Source organism: Nocardia sp. FBN12 (assembly GCF_054031145.1).
Genome location: NZ_CM132926.1, coordinates 7,232,444 through 7,251,891, shown reverse-complemented (window position 1 = coordinate 7,251,891; position 19,448 = coordinate 7,232,444). Strand labels below are relative to the sequence as shown.

12 protein-coding genes are annotated in these 19,448 nt (G+C 68.6%); 9 read left to right on the top strand and 3 right to left on the bottom strand.

Features of this window, described 5'->3' with window-relative positions:
* The first annotated feature begins 60 nt into the window (after positions 1 to 60).
* From ACWZHB_RS33985 to ACWZHB_RS33965, 5 genes are read left to right on the top strand one after another with little or no spacing between them, the layout of a single operon-like run.
* Complete coding sequence (locus ACWZHB_RS33985; RefSeq protein WP_427905763.1) at positions 61 to 7,620, top strand: amino acid adenylation domain-containing protein; 7,560 nt, start codon at positions 61 to 63, stop codon at positions 7,618 to 7,620.
* A 56-nt stretch (positions 7,621 to 7,676) separates the two neighbouring features.
* On the top strand, positions 7,677 to 8,675 hold the full coding sequence (locus ACWZHB_RS33980) for an ABC transporter substrate-binding protein (RefSeq protein WP_427905762.1): 999 nt from the start codon (positions 7,677 to 7,679) through the stop codon (positions 8,673 to 8,675).
* A complete protein-coding gene (gene entS / locus ACWZHB_RS33975; protein ID WP_427905761.1) occupies positions 8,672 to 9,901 on the top strand; it encodes an enterobactin transporter EntS in 1,230 nt (409 codons plus the stop codon). Before ACWZHB_RS33980 ends, entS begins: the two co-directional genes overlap by 4 nt.
* Positions 9,898 to 10,737, top strand: a complete 840-nt coding sequence (locus ACWZHB_RS33970; RefSeq protein WP_427905760.1) for a siderophore-interacting protein — start codon at positions 9,898 to 9,900, stop codon at positions 10,735 to 10,737. Before entS ends, ACWZHB_RS33970 begins: the two co-directional genes overlap by 4 nt.
* Positions 10,738 to 10,740: 3 nt before the next feature.
* Positions 10,741 to 10,956, top strand: a complete 216-nt coding sequence (locus ACWZHB_RS33965; RefSeq protein ID WP_358061797.1) for a phosphopantetheine-binding protein — start codon at positions 10,741 to 10,743, stop codon at positions 10,954 to 10,956.
* A 97-nt stretch (positions 10,957 to 11,053) separates the two neighbouring features.
* On the opposite strand, the gene ACWZHB_RS33960 is transcribed toward ACWZHB_RS33965, so the two are convergent.
* Entirely contained in the window at positions 11,054 to 12,703 is a 1,650-nt protein-coding gene (locus ACWZHB_RS33960) for a (2,3-dihydroxybenzoyl)adenylate synthase (RefSeq protein WP_427909384.1), read from the bottom strand.
* 87 nt (positions 12,704 to 12,790) lie between these two features.
* Here ACWZHB_RS33960 and ACWZHB_RS33955 point away from each other — a divergent pair, with 87 nt between their 5' ends.
* The 4 genes from ACWZHB_RS33955 (at position 12,791) to ACWZHB_RS33940 (ending at position 16,728) form a co-directional block, all read left to right on the top strand.
* A complete protein-coding gene (locus tag ACWZHB_RS33955) occupies positions 12,791 to 13,675 on the top strand; it encodes an SDR family oxidoreductase (protein ID WP_427905759.1) in 885 nt (294 codons plus the stop codon).
* Between the two features lie 9 nt (positions 13,676 to 13,684).
* Entirely contained in the window at positions 13,685 to 14,884 is a 1,200-nt protein-coding gene (locus ACWZHB_RS33950) for an isochorismate synthase (protein ID WP_427905758.1), read from the top strand.
* A gap of 39 nt (positions 14,885 to 14,923) precedes the next feature.
* Complete coding sequence (locus ACWZHB_RS33945; protein ID WP_427905757.1) at positions 14,924 to 15,592, top strand: isochorismatase family protein; 669 nt, start codon at positions 14,924 to 14,926, stop codon at positions 15,590 to 15,592.
* Between the two features lie 137 nt (positions 15,593 to 15,729).
* The gene (locus ACWZHB_RS33940) at positions 15,730 to 16,728 is read left to right on the top strand and encodes an ABC transporter substrate-binding protein (protein ID WP_427905756.1); all 999 of its coding nucleotides are present in this window, start codon (positions 15,730 to 15,732) and stop codon (positions 16,726 to 16,728) included.
* Positions 16,729 to 16,768: 40 nt separating this feature from the next.
* Here ACWZHB_RS33940 and ACWZHB_RS33935 read toward each other — a convergent pair whose 3' ends face one another.
* Both ACWZHB_RS33935 and ACWZHB_RS33930 read right to left on the bottom strand, forming a co-directional pair.
* Positions 16,769 to 17,860, bottom strand: coding sequence for a mechanosensitive ion channel family protein (locus ACWZHB_RS33935; RefSeq protein WP_427905755.1), 1,092 nt, complete (start codon positions 17,858 to 17,860; stop codon positions 16,769 to 16,771).
* A gap of 165 nt (positions 17,861 to 18,025) precedes the next feature.
* Positions 18,026 to 19,444, bottom strand: coding sequence for an NAD(P)(+) transhydrogenase (Re/Si-specific) subunit beta (locus tag ACWZHB_RS33930; RefSeq protein WP_427909383.1), 1,419 nt, complete (start codon positions 19,442 to 19,444; stop codon positions 18,026 to 18,028).
* Between the last annotated feature and the right edge of the window lie 4 nt (positions 19,445 to 19,448).

The following is a 19,448-nucleotide window of genomic DNA, read 5'->3' as shown; positions in this document are numbered from 1 at the left end:
ACAATTAGTTAAGTTAGGCTAACCTAACTGTTTGTGAATGTGACGAGGGAGGGAGTTGCCGTGACTGATGGTCTCGAGTTACCGCTGACCGGACCGCAGCTCGGCATCTGGAACGCCCAGCGCTTCGATCCCGAGTCCGGGCGCTACCTGGTCGGCGAGGTACTGGAGATCACCGGCGACGCGCCGATCGATGTCGAGCTGCTGAGCGAGGCGATCCGCCGCACCGTCACCGAGGCCGAGAACATGCGGCTGCGATTCGTCGAAACCGCCGATGGACCACGGCAATTCGTCAGTCAGACCGAGGCACAGCTCCGCCCGACCGTCGATCTGCGCGCGGCGGCGGAACCGATGGCGCTGGCCTACGAGGCGGTGGCGCTCGAGCGTGCGCAAGCTGCCGAGCGGTGTCGCGGCATGGTCGACCGGCAGCTGTACAACTACACGCTGATCCGGATCTCCGACTGCGTGGTCTGGTGCGTGCAGCTCTACCACCACCTCATCGTCGACGGGTACAGCGCGGCGCTGCTCTCGCGCCGGGTCGCCGCCCACTACACCGCCCTCCGACGCGGAAAGCCTTCGCCGAAAAATACTTTCGGGACCATCGCCGAGCTGGTCGCCGAGGAACAGGCCTATCGGGCCGGTCCCGAATTCGAGGCCGACCGCGCCTACTGGCGCGATCAGCTCACCCCATGGCCCGATCTCGACGGTCGTGGTCGCCATCTGGGTGGCGCGGTCGAGCGGACGATCCGCGCCGAAGCGATCCTCACCTCCGACCTGCTCGCGGCACTGCGCGACAGCGCCGAACGGCACGGCATCACCTGGGCTGACGCACTCGTCGCCTGCTACGCCGCGTTCCTGCACCGTCTGCTCGGCACCGGCGATGTCGTGGTCTCGATGCTGCTGATGGGCCGGGTCGGCCGCGCCGCGCTGCGCACCCCCGCCATGGCGGTGAACGTGCTGCCCCTGCGGGTGCCGGTGCGTTCCGGCGACCGGCTCGGCGAGCTGGGCCCGCGCATCGCCGACACCCTGCGCGAGACCCGCTCACACCAGCGCTACAGCGGCGACGACCTCGCCCGCGACTTCCACGGTCACGGCGCGGGCGAACTCCTGCACGGAATCGGCATCAACCTCAAGGTTTTCGACTTCACGCTCGATTTCGACGGTGCGCGTGGTGTCCTGCGCAACGTGGCGGGCGGTCCACCCGAGGACCTCGGGCTGACCGTCACCCCGCTGCCCGACGGCACGGTGCTGCTCGGCTTCGAATCCGATGCGCGGACCAATGACGCGGACACGGTGCGGGGGCGGGTCGCCGGGTTGGTGCGGGTGATCGAGTCTTTCACCGGCTCGGACAAGATCGCGGTCGGTGCGCTCGAGCTGCTCGACCCGGCCGAGCGCACGCGACTGCTCGATGCGCGTTCCATGGCGATGCGGCTGCTTGATTCGGCGTCTGACGACGAGCAGCCCGTCTCGATGGTGCCCGACATTCTCGAACGGGTGCTCGCCGAGCAACCCGACACCGTGGTGCTGAGTTCGGCGCAGGCGGCGTACACCGCCACCGAACTTCGGCTCCGGGTGAACCGGCTCGCGCGATTCCTGTGCGAGGCCGGGGTCGGACCGGATGCGATCGTCGGTCTCGCGCTGCCCCGCGATGTGGAATTCGTCGTCGCGCTGCTGGCCGTGTGGCGGGCCGGTGGTGCCTATCTGCCCCTTGATCCAGAGCATCCGGTCGCCCGGCTGCGCGCGACGATCGCGGACGCGGCGCCCGTTGTGGTGCTCAGTACGGGCGAGCTGGCGGCCCAGCTCGGTGCTGACGCCGTCGCGATCGACGATGCAGGCTTGCGCGCGAGGCTGGACGATTACGCGTCCACCGACCGCGACCCACACCACCCCGGCACCGGTCAGTTCACGGCCGGCGGGATCGCAGTGCGGCCGGCGCACGCGGCGTATGTCATCTACACCTCGGGTTCGACCGGGCAGCCGAAAGGTGTTGTCGTTCAGCACGGCTCGCTGGCGGCGCTCGTCGCCGCCCACCACGCCGGGATCTACCGCGCCGCCGCGAGCCGTGCGGGCGACCGTCAGCTGACCATCGCGCACACCACGTCCTTCGCGTTCGACGCGTCGCTCGATCCGTTGCTGTGGATGACCGCTGGACACCGAATCCACGTGTACGACAGCGATACGCGGCGCGACCCGGCCGCCCTGGTCGACGCCTTCGCCAAGGACGGCATCGACGTTGTCGATGGCACTCCGTCCTTGATCGCGGCCCTGCTGGAACACGGCTTGACCAGCGAATCGCGGTCACCCGCACAGTCGGGCGCCATCGCCCGGAAGCCCGAAGCCGTCGAACAGGTCTCGACGGCGACGGATCTCGCGAGTGCGGACAGCATCGGTGAGACAGCACCGCTGACGCTGGTGATCGGCGGCGACGCCTGCTCGGCGGAGCTGTGGGGCGCGATCGAGCGCGGTGGGTTCGCCGCGGTGAACCTGTACGGACCGACCGAGGCGACGGTGGATGTGCTCGGCGCGCCGATCGACGGCGCTGGTCCGCGGATCGGGTTGCCGGTCGCGGGCTCGCGGGTTCACTTGCTGGACAACGGATTGCAGATCGTCGCCGATGGGCAGGTGGGCGAGCTCTATCTCGCCGGTCCGCAGATCGCGCGGGGCTACCTCGGCCGGTTCGCCACTACCGCACAGTCCTTCGTCGCCGATCCGTACGGTCCGCCGGGAGCGCGGATGTATCGCACCGGCGACCGGGCGCGCTGGGTCCCCGGGCTCGGTTACGAATACTTGGGCCGGGTCGACAACCAGGTGAAGATCCGTGGCCACCGAGTCGAACTCGGCGATGTCGCGGCGGCGCTCGAAGGTCTGCCCGAGATCCGTAGCGCGGCAGCCGATATCCGTGAGATCGCCGGTCGCCCCACCTTGATCGGCTACGTAGTCGCCGCGACCAGCACCCTCGATACCTCGGACGCCCGTACCCGTCTGGCCGACCTGGTTCCCGAGCACATGGTGCCCGCGCGGCTCGTCGTCCTCGACGCACTGCCGACCACGGTCAACGGCAAACTCGACCGCGCCGCGCTTCCGGACCCGGCGACCGGCGAGGCCGGGCGCGCGCCGGCAACCACAGCTGAACATGCTGTCCACAAGGCGATTTCGGCCACGCTCGGACTCGACAACGTCAGCATGGACGACGACTTCTTCGCCGTCGGTGGCGACAGCATCACCGCCATCACCGTCAGCAGCACCCTGCGCGCCAAGGGCCTGACCCTCCTCCCCCAGCAGCTACTGACCCGCCACAGCCTCGCGGTGCTGGCCGCCGACGCAGCCGAGATTCCAGCCGCCGAAGGAGTTCTCCCCGGCGCCATCCAGGGCCTATCGCCGAGTTCCGGATCGATATCGGCACCGGCGTCGAACTCCGCGCCGAGGTCACGCGCTACCGAGCCCGGCAACGGCTCACCCGAGTCGGCAACCCAGGCGGTGGCATCGGTCGACAACAGCTCCGGGGCGGCAGGCACGTCGAACACGCAGGTCGCATCGTCCCTGCCCGCGGCACCCGGCCACCTGATCCCAGCGCTCTCGCAGACCGACGTCGACGAGTTCAGCGCCACCTACGGCCCGGTCGCCGATGTCCTGCCACTATCCCCGTTGCAAGAGGGACTGCTGTTCCACGCGTTGCGTGACGGTGCCGACGACGTCTACACGATGACGGCGCGGTTCACGCTCGCGGGCGCGGTCGATCCGGAGCGGATGGGTGCGGCGTTCGCGAACATGCTGCGGCGGCATCCGAACCTCGGCGCGGCGTTCAGCTACGAACAGCTCGACCAGCCGGTGCAGATCGTTCCGCGGACACCGGGCGTCTCGTGGCAGGTCGAGGATCTACGCGACAGCACCGATCCCGAAGCGCAAGCACGGCTTTCGATACAGCGAGCCGGTGCCGAACCGTTCGACATCGACCACCCGCCACTGATCCGCGGCCTCCTGATCCGCCTCACCGACACCTCGCACTGGCTGGTCCTCATCGCCCACCACCTCCTGGCCGACGGCTGGTCGGTGCCGACGATGGTCCGCGAGACCCTCGCCCGCTACACCGGCGAAACCCTCGCGCCCCCTGCCTACTTCGGTGACTACCTCGCCTGGCTGGCCACCCGCGACATCACCGCCACCCTGCGCTGGTGGACCGAGAACCTCACGGGCCTGCGCGCGCCGACCTTGCTCGCCGACACCGCTACCTCCGCGCCCGCTCCGGCCGCGTCCCCTTCGCTCGCACCGACCGGCACCGACGCGCCGCGCACCGATCCGGCAGCCGTAGCGCGACAGCGCCCCGTCGGACTGCGGGTTCCGCTCACGGCTGACGTGGCGACGGCATTGGCCGAGAACGCCAGGCAGCACGGGCTGACCATGAACACGGTGCTGCAGGGCGCGTGGGCGATGGTACTGGCGGATCACTTCGGGCGCACCGATGTGGTGTTCGGGACCGTGGTTTCCGGGCGGCCCGCCGATCTGGCCGGGGTCGGCGGGATGGTCGGGTTGTTCAGCAATACCGTTCCGGTGCGGGTCTCGCTCGAGGCCGGTCGCGCGGTGGCCGAGCAACTCGGTGACCTGCAGCAGACGTCGTTCGACGGCCAGGCTCGGGGATATCTCGGGTTGGCCACCATCGAGCGGGCAGTGGGGATCGGGCGGTTGTTCGATTCGCTGGTCGTGTTCCAGAACTTCCCGAAAGCCGGTCTGTTACAGCCGGACCCGGGTGGGGTTCAGGTCCTCGACGTCGATGTGGACGGGTTGACGGACTTCCCGGTCACGGTGACCGCGCTGCCAGGGGCCGAGTTCACGCTGATGCTGCACCACGACCCGGCCGAGGTGGCGGGTCAGGTCGCCGCGCGGCTGAGCGATCGGCTCGCAGCCGTATTGTCCACGCTGGCAGCCGATCTCAACGGCACCGTCGGGCAGACCATGACCGCCGCGATGCCGTCGGAAACACACGGCAGCACGCTGGCCGACTGGTCATCAGCAGCACCGATCGCCGCCGACGCGCCTGCCGTCACGGCGAACGGCGTGACGATCACGTTCGGTGAATTCGGCGGCCGGGTCCATCGGCTCGCGCGATGGCTCGTCGACCAGGGTGTCCAGCCCGAAACTGTGGTCGCGGTGGCGATGACTCGGGGGATCGATTCGATCGTCGCCGCGCACGCTGTGTGCCGAGCCGGCGGAGTCTATCTGCCGCTCGACCCGCACAGTCCCGCGCAACGCGCCGACCGAATCCTCGGAACATCCGCCGCCGCACTGGTTCTCACCACCGCGGTCGACGGCTTCCGGACCGATCGCGCGCCGGTGACGCACGTCGAAGCACTGGAGCTGTCCGGTTTCGCCGATACCTCGATCACCGACCTCGACCGACTCGCACCACTGCTCCCCCGCAATGCCGCGTACCTGCTGTTCACCTCGGGCTCCACCGGCGAACCGAAGGGCGTGAGCGTCTCGCACGAGGCGATCGTCAACACCTTCGAGTGGATGCAGCGACGGCACCGGTTCGGCGCGGGCGACACCGTCTTGTACCGCACCGCGGCGACTTTCGATGCCTCCCTGCTCGAACTGTTCTGGCCCTTGCTGGTCGGCGCACGCGTCGTCGCCGCACCGGTCTCCGGGCGACTCGACCGCGACCCGCACTATCTCGCCGACCTGATGGCGACCGAGCGGGTCGGCATGGTGCAGCTGACATCGTCGATGCTCACCGTGCTCGCCGAGGAAGCCGACCTGAGCGGCTGCACCGCGCTGCGCTGCGTGATCACCGGTGGCGAACCACTGCCCCCGCCGACCGCACAGCGGATCAGGACGCTCACCGGCGCCCGAGTGCACAACCTCTACGGGCCCACCGAAGCCGCGGTCTGCATCACCCACCACGAGACCTCCGACGCCGACAGCGGCAATGTCCCGATCGGCCTACCGGCCTCGGGTGCCGACGTACGCGTCCTCGACACCGAACTCCACCCGGTTCCGGCCGGGGTGATCGGCGAGTTGTACCTCACCGGAACACAATTGGCGCGCGGCTACCTAGCGCGTCCGGGCCGAACCGCGGGTTCGTTCGTCGCCGACCCGCTGGGTAACGGCGAACGGATGTACCGCACCGGCGATCTCGCGAGCTGGGGCCCGCACGGCGAACTCGACTACGTGGGCCGCGCCGACAGCCAGGTGAAGCTGCGCGGTCAACGCATCGAACTCGGCGAAATCGAAGCGGCCCTGCTGCATTGCCCCGGCGTCGCCCACTCCGCGGTGATCCTGCGCGAGGACACCCCCGGCGATCAACGCCTCGTCGCCTACCTGGTCGCCAAGGCGGACACCGAGATCGACATCGCCACCGTCCGGTCCGGCCTACAAGCACGGGTGCCCGCCTACATGGTCCCCGCCGCGTTCGTCGTCCTCGACCACATCCCCCGCACGACGAGCGAGAAGATCGACCGCAAAGCCCTGCCCGTCCCGACCTACGCGGTCTACGGTGCCGAGAACCTCACGGCCGCACCGAGTAACGCTGGGCCATCGCCCGAAATGCCCGCGGATACCCGGCACAGGCCGCGGAATACGCCGAGCGCCCGCGATCTGATTGCCGTCGGCGACACCACCGCGACCAGTACCGGCCGCAACCACGACACCGACCTGGTCAGCACCATCCGCACGGCAATGGCCGCGGTGCTCTCCACCGCCGACATCGGTGCCGACGCCGACTTCTTCGAGGCAGGTGGGCACTCCCTCACGGCTGTGCGGGTGATGGGCAGGCTGCGGCGGGCAGGGCTCGCGGTCGTGCTCGACGATGTGTTCGAAGCGCCGACACCACAAGCCCTCGCCGACCGGATCACGCAGAGCGACAACAGCTCTCGAACGGCGGAAAGCACGGACCTCGAGAATGCCTGGGGCTCCCGACTCGACCATGTCCTCGAACTGCGCCCCACCGGTTCGCGGGATCCGCTGTTCTGCGTTCACCCGGTCGGCGGCACCGCCTGGCAATTCGGCCCCCTCGCGACACTCCTGCGCGCCGAGCGCCCGATCATCGGCCTGCAACTACCCACCCTGAGCGACAACACTTTCCGTGCCGAGACCATCGACGACCTGGCCGCGCACTACATGTCGACCATCCGCCGAATCCAACCGCACGGCCCCTACCACCTGCTCGGCTACTCCCTCGGCGGCACCATCGCCCACGCCATGGCCGCCGCACTGACCGCGGCGGGCGAACAGGTCGACTTCATCGGCCTGGTCGACGCGTTCGCCCTGTCCGATCTCACCGAACAGGCGTCCCGCGCCCTTGCCGACCCCGCCGACCTGGACCAGCTGCTCCCCGAAATCCCCGAGGACGCACCGGAACTGGTGACGAAGCTACGCGAAGCCGCGACCACCCTGCTCGGCCTCGTCTCCGCGTCCACCGCGGCCGCGTACGACGGCCCGATGGCGCTCTACGCCGCCGACACCGGAACCACACCCGGCCGCACCGAGGCGCAACTGGCGGGCTGGCAGTCCGCACAGGCCCGGCTCGTGGTGCGCCGACTGCCCTACTCCCACTTCGAGATCGTGTCGCCCGCCGGCTGGGCCGAGATCGCGGCACTTCTCGACACAGACCCGGTGATCAGCGGCTGAGCATGCAGCACACCGCTTTTCACCGTTCGAAAAGAAAGATGAGGACAACCCCTTCCATGTTCACCACACGATCATCGGGCAGGCTCCGCGCCACCCTCGCCCTGCTGGTTCTCGCGCTGATCGCAGCGCTCACCGGCTGCAGTAGCTCCTCGGGCGACACCGCCGCACCCACCGGTCCGCGCGAGGTCCAGACGCCGAAGGGCACCGTCTCCGTGCCCGCCGATCCGCAGCGGATCGTCGTGCTCAACGGCACCCTGGCCGGCTACCTCTACGACCTCGAGGCGCCCGTCGTCGCCGCCGACCCGCGCCTGCTCGGCGTGGCAAGCAAGCCCGGCGAGTTCCCGACCGGCTGGGCCGAGGACGCGGCGAAGCAGGGCACGAAGGCCCTGCCGACCGGCGAGAACATCAACCTGGAGTTCATCGCCGCCCAGCGCCCCGACCTGATCATCGGCGGCGGCCAGGGCTACCCGGCCCAGCAGTCGGTGAACGCCTACGACCAGCTCAGCGCGATCGCCCCGACCGTGCTGGTGCCGACCGAGACCACCTACTGGCAGGACCAGCTGCGGGTGATCGCCGATGTGGTCGGCAAGCCGTCCAAGGTCGACCAGCTGATCACCAACTACAAGGACAAGCTGGCCAAGGCCAAGGCCGCCATCAAGGCGCCCGCGGGCAACACCGTGATCATGCAGTCGCTCAAGAGCCAGAAGCCGACCGCGTTCGTGCCGACCGCCGCACTGCCCACGCTGCTGTCGGAGGTCGGGTTCACCCTGGATCAGCAGCTCGAAGCCAAGGCGGGCAACCCCGCTCGCGAAGGCAGCGCCGACTTCATCAGCTTCAGCCCGGAGCTGCTGAACACCGCCGTCGACGCGCCCGTGCTGTTCATGATCCCGCTCAACGGCGGGCGGAGCCTGGCTGAGCTGCGGGCCGACCCGATGTACGCGTCGCTGCCCTCGTTCAAGGCGAACACGGTCTTCGAGCTGCCCGCCACCAGCTCGCGTCCGGACTACCGCACGGTCATGACCACGCTCGATCTGCTCGTGGAACGCTTCAAGTGACAGCGGTCGGCGGCCTGCTCATCGACATCAGCCCGCTACGGACCTCGCGTCCGTTCCGGTGCGCGTTCGCGGCGCGGCTGGTGTCGGTGCTCGGGCTCGGGCTGCTCATGGTGGCCCTGCCGTTGCAGGTCTATCAACTGACCGGCTCGACCCTGCAGGTCGCCGGCATCGCGACAACCACCGCGGCTGCACTGTTCGCAGGCAGCCTCGCCGGCGGGGTGATCGCCGACCGCTACGACCGGCGCACCGTGATCCAATGGTCGCGCAGTGCAGCAGGTTTCGGCTTTCTGATGCTCGGCATCAATGCCGTGCTGCCGGATCCGATGCTGTCGGTGATCTATCTGGCCGCCGTCATCGACGGGCTCGCGGGCGGGGTGAGCGGCTCGGCCCTGATGGCACTGGTCCCGATGCTCGTCGGGCGCGACAAGATCGCGGCGGCAGGCGCTTTGACCGCGCTCACCACCGACGTGGGCACGATGATCACGCCCGCGATCGCCGGTGTGCTCGTCGCGCAGGCGGGGGTGTCGGTCGCGTTCTTCCTGTGCGCGGGCGCCACCGCCGCCACGGTCGGACTGATCACCGCGATCGGTCCTGCCCCACCGCCGGCCCGCGAGCTGCAGAACCCGCTGCGCGAATTGGCGATCGGCATTCGATTCGCCGTGCAGCACAAGACTATTCGAATCATCTTGCTGACCGGCATGATCGCCATGCTGGTCAGCGGGCCACTGGTGCTGCTGCCCGCCTACGCCGATGTCGAACTCGGCGCGGGCCCCGGCACCCTCGGCCTGCTCTACGCCGCGCCGGGCGCCGGTGCTGTCATCGGCTCGCTCACCAGCGGCTGGATGAGCCGCACCCGCTACAACGGTTTGGCCCTGCTGATCTCGCTGGCACTCATGCCACTGGGGGTGATCGCCGCCGGACTGTGGTCGCACGCGGCGCTGGTCTTCCTCGGGCTGGCCGGATTCGGCCTGGCCAGGGCGGTGAACATCGTGCTGCGCTACACCCTGCTGCAACAGCAGGCGCCTGAGGAACTGCGCGGCCGGATGGCCGGGCTGCTCATGGTGCAGTCGGTGACCGGCACCGCGATCGGCTCGATGGTCGCCGGTTTCGTCGGCCAATTCTTCGCACCTGGCTCCGCGCTCGTGATCTACGGCGTCGCGGTCCTGGTACTCACCGGCGTGGTGGCACTCGCCGCCGGGCCGCTGCACGGAAAGGAACAGCAGTGACAGATCGCAGTGGCTATGCCGCGCGCATCGCCGAAGTGCTCGCCAGTGAGCACGGCGCCAAGGTCCCGTATCCGATCGGACTGCAGGAAGTGGAGGTGATCCGCACGGTCGCCGTCGGGGCCGGGCTGCTCAGGATCACCTTCGGCGGTCCCGATATCGCGTCCTTCCACAGCTACGTGCCGGATGAACATGTGCGCCTGGTCTTTCCGTGCGAGGACGGCGTGCTTCGCCTGCCCGCGCGCGACGGTCAATCACTCGAGTGGGGCAACCCGCGACCGGTGTCGCGCGAATACACCGTGCGCCGCCACAGCATCGCCGACAACGAACTCGACATCGATTTCGCGATCCACCCCGGCGGCTTGGCCTCGGAGTGGGCGAGCGCGGCGACCCCGGGCACCAAGATCCACATCGCGGGCCCGCCCGGCGGCGTCGTCGTCCCCGAGTCCTACGACAAGTTCCTCTTCGTCGGTGACATCACCGCACTGCCCGCCATCGCGCGCTGGCTGGAACGGTTGCGGCGGACCGCGCAGGGCTGGGCGTTCATCGAGGTGACCGGACCCGAGGAAGAGATCGAGATCGACGCGCCCGAGGGCATACAGGTGCGCTGGCTGCACCGTGGCGACCTCGAGCCGGGCACCGGTGACGCACTGGAGAAGGCCGTGCGCGGCGTGGAAGTTCCGGCTGGACAGCGCGTTTACGCGTGGGTCGCGGGCGAGGCCGGATGCCTGCGTGGCATTCGCAAGGTCGTGCGCGGCGAACTCGGCATCGGCCCCAAGGACTCACTGATCGCCGGCTACTGGAAGCGCGGCGTCGCCGACTTCGATCGAGAGGAATGAGCGATGACCGACGAACAAGTCATCACCGATGTGGCCACGGCACTCGGCGTCGACCGATCCGAACTGGCCACCGATACCGACCTGCTCGACGCGGGGCTCGACTCCGTACGCATCATGTCGCTCGTGGAGAAATGGCGGTCGGCCGGACATGCAGACATCGACTTCCCCACGCTCGCCGGTGATCCCGTGCTCGGGTCGTGGATCGAACTGCTGGCCTGAGCGCGCCGTTCGGGTGCGGGTCGGCGGTGACAGTGTGCCACCGCCGACCCATTCGGATGCCGGGCGCCGCGTCAGCGAGAACCTGCGAGCCGCCCTGTCAGTTGCCGTGCGCACCGTCGGCGAGGGCCTGCCGCAAATCCTTGCGACTGGTCTTGCCGACGCCGGTTTCCGGGAATTCGTCGACAACCACGACCGTGTCGGGCATCTTCCACGCCGCGACGCCGCGCGAGCGGACGAACTTGCGCACCGAGATCAGCGTGGGTCGCTGCGCGGGATCGATCGGCTGGACGAAGGCACAGATACGTTGACCCAGCACCGGATCCGGTGTTCCGACGATGACAGCGTCGCGGACCGCGGGATGTTCGAGCAGGTGCGCCTCGAGCTCCTCGGCCGACACCTTCTCGCCGCCCCGGTTCACCCAGTCGCCTGCCCGGCCCGCGACCACGAGGTTGCCGTCGGGGCGCACGGACACGATGTCGCCGGTGCGGTACCAGCCGTCGGCGGTGAAGCTGCGGGCGTCAGCGTCGGGGTTGTTGTAGTAGCCGCGAATTGTGTAGGGGCCCTGCGTGATCAGGTTGCCTGTACCGCCCGGCGCCACCTCGGTTCCGCTGTCGTCGACGACGGCGAGCTGATCGTGCTCCGACATCGGCCGCCCCTGGGTGCTGACCACCACGTCGATCGGGTCGTCGAGCCGGGTGTAGCAGACCAGGCCCTCGGCCATACCGAACACCTGCTGCAAGGTCACCCCGAGCGCGGGACCGATCCGGCGGGCGAGCTCGTCCTGGCACCGCGCCCCGCCTACCTGGAGCACTCGCAGACTGGACAGATCAGGGGTCTCGCCCGCCTCGGCACGCTCGGTCCACAGCCGCGCCAGCGGGGGCACCAGGCCCGTGATGGTGACGCCGAACCGCTCGATCAGCGGAAAGGCCGTCGCCGGAGTCGGATCCGGCGTCATCGCGACCGCGCCGCCCGCCCACAGTGCGCCCAGGATGCCGGGCGAGCTCATCGGGAAGTTGTGCGCGATCGGCAGCGTCGCGAGATAGACGGTCGCGTGATCGAGTGCGCAGATCTCGGCGCTGCGGCGCACGCTGTAGAGGTAGTCGTCGTGGGTACGGGCGATGAGCTTCGGGATGCCGGTACTGCCACCCGACAGCTGCAGGAACGCCACATCGCTGGCCGACGGACCCGCCAATTCGGCAGGGGTGTCCCGATATTCGTCGATGCCGTGCGCGCCATCGGGCAGCGACTCGCAGTCGATCAGCAGCAGGTGGCGCAGACTCTCGACCTCGGCGCGCACCTCGGCGGCCAGCGCCGCGTAATCGAATCGCTGATGAGTGCCACAGGTGATCATCGCCGTCGCCGCGGCGGCCTGCGCGATCGGCACCAGCTCGGCCTTGCGGTGGGCGGGCAGACAGAACACCGGCAGCGCGCCGAGTTTGAACAGCGCGAAGATCACCTCGACGAACTCGGCGCGGTTGGGCAGCTGCACCAGCACCCGGTCGCCGGGTGCGATGCCGAGGCGGACGAAACCGGTCGCGAGCGAGCTCGAACGGTGGTCGAGTTCGGCGTAGGTCCAGCTGTTCGCGTCGTCGAGGACCGCGATCCGGTCCGGCGCCGCGACCGCGCGCGCGGTGAGCACATCGCCGAATGTCTCACCGGTCCAACAGTTCTGCTCTCGATAGCGTTGTGCCAGCTCAGCGGGCCATGGTGTGAAGCCGGGGAGCACGGGATCGGTCAAGTCGAGCACCTCTTTCCAGCGGGTCTTCGGAATTCCTCGCCGGAAGCTGTGAGGGAAGCTAACCACCCGACGATGAAATCAGGTTAGGCTAACCTCATGCATAGTGGTGAGTCCAGAGGGCGGATCGTTGTCGTCACCGGCGCCGCGGGGGGCATCGGCGCCGCGATCGCCGCCCGTTTCGCCGGTGAAGCCCGGGTCCTCTCCCTGTGGGACCGCGACCCCGCCGTACACACGGCCGCCGCGGCAGTGGCGGCGTCGGCCGGGGGCCGCCTCTCGCGCGACACCGATGCCGTGTCGACGTCGGCCGCTCGGGGCGCCGCGACCGGGGCGCGTGGAACAGCCTATGCGCCAACACAATCTGTTCACGGCGTCGAGGTCGATGTCAGCGATGCCGGTTCCGTGCGCGCGGCCTTCGACCGTCTCGTCACCGAATACGGGCCGCCCGATGTCGTCGTGCACGCGGCCGGACTAATGGTCGGTGGCTCCGCGCTGGAGCTCGACCCCCAGGACTGGGCGCGTTGCCTGACCGTCAATGCCACCGGCACGATGCTGGTCACCCAGCGCGCGGCCGCCGAGATGGTGTCCGCCGGTCGCGGGGCGATCGTGGTCGTCTCCTCGAACGCGGCCGCCACGCCACGCGTCGGGATGGCCGCCTACGGCGCCGCCAAGGCCGCCGCGACCGCGTTCACCCGCTCCCTCGCCCTGCAGGTCGCGCCGCTGGGCGTGCGGGTGAACCTGGTTTCGCCGGGCTCCACCGATACCCCGATGCTGCGCGACATGTTCGGCGGCACCGTCGACGACGCGGCCGAGAACGCGCTGCTCGACGGCGATCCGAGTGTCTATCGCCTCGGAATCCCCTTGCGGCGCATCGCCACTCCCGCCGATATCGCGGGCTCAGTCCACTTCCTGGCGTCCGAGGACGCCCGCCACATCACCATGCACGACCTGCGGGTCGACGGTGGCGCAACGCTCGACATGTGACCGAGAGGAATGATCACCATCAGTACCGACAGCTCAGACCCCGCTTTCCTGCTGTCCCGTCCGCGGCGGACCGTGTCCGCCACCGCGGGCGGGACGGTCTTCCGCTCGGCACACGAGGCGATCACCGCGCTGCGCAGTGGCCGGATCAGCCACATCGTCGGCGCGCTACCGTTCACGCCCGGTGCCCCGGCCGCACTCTGGGCGCCGGATTCGGTGACGATCACCGAGGCGCCGCACCAGCCAGGTGCGCGGGTGCTCGATCCGCAGGCGGCTCCCCTGCCCAGCTCGCAGGGATCCCCCCGTGAGCCCAGCTCGCGTGCGCTCCCGCAGTTCGAATTCGACGCGGCGCTGCCCACGCCGGAGGAGCACCGGCAGCGCGTCGCCAACGCCGTCGAACTCCTCGCCGACCCCGCCCATCCGCTGCGAAAGGTGGTGCTGGCCAGAGCCGTTCGTGCTCGCTCCGCGAATCCGGTTCGCGCGCTGGACATTCTCGACATGATGATCGCCTCGGATCCGATGTCGAACGGCTTCCTGGTCGACCTGTCCGCGGCGGGTGGCCGATATCCCGGTCGACACCTCGTCGGCTCCAGCCCGGAGATCCTGGTGCACCGCACCGGAAACCAGGTCCTAAGCCATCCGCTGGCAGGTTCGGCTCGCCGCGTGCTCGACGACAGCAGCGCCGACCGGAGCGCCGCCGACACCCTGCTCGCCTCCACCAAAGACCTGGCCGAACATCGCTTCGTCACCGATCAGGTTTCGGCCGTACTTCGCGACCGGTGCGCCGAAGTCCACACTCCCGCACCGGAACTCATGGCCACTCCGGCCATGTGGCACATCGGCACCCCGATCACCGCCACCGTCCCGCTCGCCGGGCCCTCGGCGCTCGAGCTGGCCGTAGCCCTGCATCCGACGCCCGCGATCTGCGGCACACCCACCGCGGCGGCGGCCCGCGTCATCGCCGAACTCGAGGGCGAACGCGGCTTCTACGCGGGCGCGGTCGGCTGGTGTGATGCCGACGGCAACGGTGAGTGGATGGTGAGCATCCGCTGCGCCGAACTGTCCGCCGACGGCACCACCCTGCTCGCCCACGCGGGCGGCGGGATCGTCGCCGCCTCCGACCCCGCCGCCGAATTGGCTGAGACCACCGGCAAATTCCAGCGCATCCTCGGGCCGCTCGGTATCGCCGACCTGCCCGTCAGCGTCGGCTGACCCCCGCCGACCCCACCGAAGAGCCAACGGAGATCCCGCATGCCCATCCCCCCGATCGCGCCGTACCCGATGCCGAGCGCGGACGAATTCACCGCCGCCCAGGTCGACTGGACCGCCGACCCCGGCCGCAGCGCGCTGCTGATCCACGACATGCAGCAGTACTTCCTCGACGCCTACGACCTGTACCGCGACCCCGCCCGCACCCTCATCACCAATATCGCCAAGTTGCGCGACCACTGCCACCAGCTCGACATCCCGGTCATCTACACGATGCAACCCGGCGACCAGCATCCGTCCCGGCGCGGCATCCTCGCGGACTTCTGGGGTACCGGCATGTCCGAGGGTGCCGACACCGAGGTGATCAACGCCATCGCCCCCGATCCACGCGACATCCAGGTCACCAAGTGGCGCTACTCCGCCTTCCAGCGCACCGACCTGCGTGAACTGCTGGGCTACTACGGTCGCGATCAGCTTCTCATCACCGGCGTCTACACCCACATGGGCTGCATGCTCAGTGCCGCGGAGGCTTTCATGGGCGATGTCCGCCCCTTCCTCGTCCACGACGCCACCGCCGACTTCAGTCGCGACGAACACATCATGGCGCTGAATTACGTCGCCCGCCGCTGCGGCGCCGTCACCAGCACCGACAATCTGATCGATCAGCTCGGCAGCGCGCAGGTGGAATCCACCGAACGCCGATCTGCCTGATCCTCGATTCGAGCGCGGTTGTGGCACAGCCACTTCCGTGAACGACCAAGGGCCCTGCCGTTGCGCGCGACGGCAGGGCCCTTCTGGCCGCCGCATCCCGTTGGGCGGCAATCCCATAGAGAACAGGAACACCGTTCATGTCAGTTCATCAAATGACGGCGCGCATGCGTGCCGCCGTCGCGCTCCTGATCGTCGCGGTGGCCGCGACAGCCGCGGGCTGCGGCGGCTCCACCGCCGAACAGGCGGCAGGCACCGGCACTCGCCAGGTGGAAACCGCCAAGGGCCTCGTCACCGTGCCCGCCGACCCGCAGCGCATCGTGGTCCTCAACGGCGCGCTCGCCGGCTACCTCTTCGACCTCGACGCCAACGTGAAAGCCGCGGACCCGCGCATCCTCGGCCTCACGCTGAAGCCCGGCGAGTTCCCCCCGTCCTGGGCCGCGGACGCCAAGGAACAGGGCGCCGTGACGGTGCCTTCCGGAGACGACCTGAACCTGGAGTTCATCGCCGCCCAGCGGCCGGACCTGATCATCGGCGGCGGACCGGGCTATCCGGGCCAGCAGACGATCAAGAACTACGACAAGCTCACGGCCGTCGCGCCCACCGCGCTAGTGCCGTCGGATGCCACCAACTGGCAGGACCAGTTGAAGTCGGTGGCCAACATCGTGAACCGCGTCGACAAGGTGGACACCATGATCACCGCCTACAACGACAAAGTCGCGAAGGTGAAATCGACTGTGAAGCTGCCGCAGGGCGCGACTGCCGTGATGCAGTCCCAATCGGACGGCAAGCCCATCCTGCTCGTCCCCAATGCCCCGCTGGGCGCGTTGCTCGCCGACGTCGGCTTCACCATCGACGACAAGATCGAAGCGAAGGCGGGCAACCCGACCCGGCCCGCGGCAGGCGACTGGGTGACCTTCAGCCCCGAACTGCTGAGCACCGTCGTCGACGCTCCGGTGCTGTTCGTGATCTCGGTCGACAACGGCCGCGATATCGCCCAGCTGAAGCAAGATCCGGCACTGGCCATGCTCCCGTCCTTCCAGCAGGGCCAGGTCTACGAACTGCCCGCGGACAGCAAGCGCCCGGACTATCGGGTTGCCATGGCGACGCTGGACCTGTTGGCCGAGCGCTTCAAGTGAGACTGCGGCCCGCCTGATCGAGCGCACCGACCGGCAGGGCCTAGCGCGCCGTAGCCCGCGCGCTCTGATCGTCGACGCGATCACCTGCACGTGCGTCTTCGACGGAGTGCGTGATCGACGTCGGGATCTTGGGCAGCGCATAGGCGTGATGGCGCCCGATCCAGTGCAGTAGCTCCTCGCGGACCGCGCAGCGCAGGGTCCACGCGTCGTCGGCATCGGCGGCCGACATCGTCGCACGCACGACGATGTCGGTCGGCGTGCTGTCGGTGACCAGGAGATTCCAGTTGCGACCGTCCCATTCCTCGCAGTCGCGCAGATACGCGTGCAGATGCTCGCGCAGTGCCTGCACCGGGGTGCTGTGGTCGAGGTGCAGCAGTACCGTGCCGGTGACCTGCGCGCCGCCGCGCGACCAGTTCTCGTAGGGCTTGCTGTTGAAATAGGACACCGGCATGGTGAGCCTGCGGTCGTCCCAGATCCGCACGGTCAGGAAGGACAGGGTGATCTCCTCGACGACACCCCACTCCCCTTCCACCACAACGGTATCGCCGATCTTGACCGAGTCGCCGAAGGCGATCTGCAACCCGGCCATGAGGTTGCTCAGGGTCGACTGGGCGGCGACGCCGACGATGATGCCGATCACGCCCGCCGAGGCCAGCATCGAAGTGCCAAGGGTGCGCAGGCTCGGGAACAGCAACAGGATGGCCACCGCGGCGGTGGTGACCACCAGTACCGAGGTGACGATGCGGCGCACCAGTCCGAGCTGGGTGCGCAGCTGACGCACGCGCGAAATCTCGCTGGCGCGTTGGGCGTAGCGGCCGAGCAGGCTATCGGCGGCCACGTCGGTGGCCCGGATGACCAACCACACCGCGGCGATGATGGCCGCTGTCGCCAGGAAGTTCCGGATCACCGCGTCCTGGCGCAGGTCGAGCTCAGCATAGGGGTAGACCCCGTGCAGGGTGACCGTGCCGAGCAGCACCTGAAGCGGCAGTTGCAGTCGCCGCAGCGACGGCAGGTGGACGCTGGGACTGCGGCGCGCCGCGTAGCGCAGCAGACGCTCGACCAGCAAACCCACCGAAACCGTGATCGCCACCGTACCGAGCAGCACGATGATCGGCCGCAATATCTCCTCCACGAGATCGAACTCCTCTCGTTGTCGGCTCACCTCAGGTGGGGCATACCCGCACCCACCGACCACAGACATGACCGTCTGATTGCGAGTCGTGGGGTCGGCACAACGACAAGAGGCTCCGCTGTCCGACGCGAACAGCGGAGCCTCTTGCGGTTGTATTCGGCTGTCTTACAGCGCTTTCAGTTCCTCGGTGACCGCACCGACGGACTTCTTCGCATCACCGAACAGCATCGAGGTGTGGTCGGCGTAGAACAGCGGGTTGTCGATACCGGCGAAGCCGGAGTTCATCGAGCGCTTGAGCACGATGACGCTCTTGGCCTGGTCGACGTTGAGCACCGGCATGCCGTAGATCGGGCTGGACTTGTCGTCGCGGGCGGCCGGGTTGGTGACGTCGTTGGCGCCGATGACCAGGACCACATCGGTGCGATTGAACTCACCGTTGATGTCGTCCATTTCCTTCATCGCGTCGTAGGACACCTCGGCCTCGGCCAGCAGCACGTTCATGTGACCGGGCATGCGACCGGCGACCGGGTGGATCGCGTACTTGACCTCGACGCCCTTGCCCTCGAGCAGCAGCGCCATCTCCTTGACCGCGTGCTGGGCCTGCGCCACGGCCATGCCGTAGCCGGGGACCACGATCACCTGATTGGCGTAGGCCATCTGGATCGCGGCGTCGGCGGCAGAGGTGGCCTTCGCCGTCTTGGCCTCACCGTCGCCCGCACCGGCGACCGCGCCGCCGCCACCGAAGCCACCGGCCACGATCGCGGGGATGGAGCGGTTCATGGCCTTGGCCATCAGGTTGGTGAGGATGGTGCCCGAGGCGCCGACGATCATGCCCGCGACGATCATCGCGGTGTTGTTCAGCGCCAGACCCGCGGCCGCGGCCGACAGACCGGTCAGGGCGTTGAGCAGCGAGATGACGACCGGCATGTCCGCGCCACCGATGGGGAGCACGACCATCAGGCCGAGCACACCGGCGAGCAGGAGCAGCGCGATCATCCACAGCTGCGAGACGCCACCGTTGTCGGCGCCGAGGCCGATCACCACGGCGCACACGATCGCGCCGACGAGCAGCAGCAGGTTCAGCGGCTGCTGCAGGCGGCCGATGCCGATCGGCTTGCCGGACAGGATCTCCTGCAGCTTCGCGAAGGCGATGATCGAGCCCCAGAAGGAGATCGAGCCGATCACCGCGGCGAACAGCGAACCGATGATGATGTGGATGGTCGGTTCTTCGTGCAGGTCGGAAAAGCCCGCGCTGTCGACGAATTCGGCCCAGGCGATCAACGCGACGGTGCCACCACCGACACCGTTGAACGCGGCGACCAACTGCGGCATCTCGGTCATCTTGGTGCGGATGGCGGGCGGAACACCCAGTGCCACACCGACGATCAGGCCGGCGGCGATGAGAATCCAGTTGAGCATGGCGGCGTGGCGCACCGAGATCAAGGTGGCGACGACGGCCAAAGCCATACCGACAGCGGCGATCTGGTTACCACGGACCGCGGTCTTCGGACCGGTCAGGCCCATCAGGCCGTAGATGAACATGGAGAAGGCCACGATGTAGAGGCCGTTGACCAGGTAGGTCATGTTG

What these genes read in the sequence shown, in the direction of transcription:
- ACWZHB_RS33980 (WP_427905762.1), top strand. Translation starts at nt 7,677, where the DNA reads ATGTTCACCACACGATCATCGGGCAGGCTCCGCGCCACCCTCGCCCTG.
- ACWZHB_RS33965 (WP_358061797.1), top strand. Translation starts at nt 10,741, where the DNA reads ATGACCGACGAACAAGTCATCACCGATGTGGCCACGGCACTCGGCGTC.
- ACWZHB_RS33955 (WP_427905759.1), top strand. Translation starts at nt 12,791, where the DNA reads ATGCATAGTGGTGAGTCCAGAGGGCGGATCGTTGTCGTCACCGGCGCC.
- ACWZHB_RS33950 (WP_427905758.1), top strand. Translation starts at nt 13,685, where the DNA reads ATGATCACCATCAGTACCGACAGCTCAGACCCCGCTTTCCTGCTGTCC.
- ACWZHB_RS33945 (WP_427905757.1), top strand. Translation starts at nt 14,924, where the DNA reads ATGCCCATCCCCCCGATCGCGCCGTACCCGATGCCGAGCGCGGACGAA.
- ACWZHB_RS33940 (WP_427905756.1), top strand. Translation starts at nt 15,730, where the DNA reads ATGTCAGTTCATCAAATGACGGCGCGCATGCGTGCCGCCGTCGCGCTC.
- ACWZHB_RS33930 (WP_427909383.1), bottom strand. Translation starts at nt 19,444, where the DNA reads ATGACCTACCTGGTCAACGGCCTCTACATCGTGGCCTTCTCCATGTTC.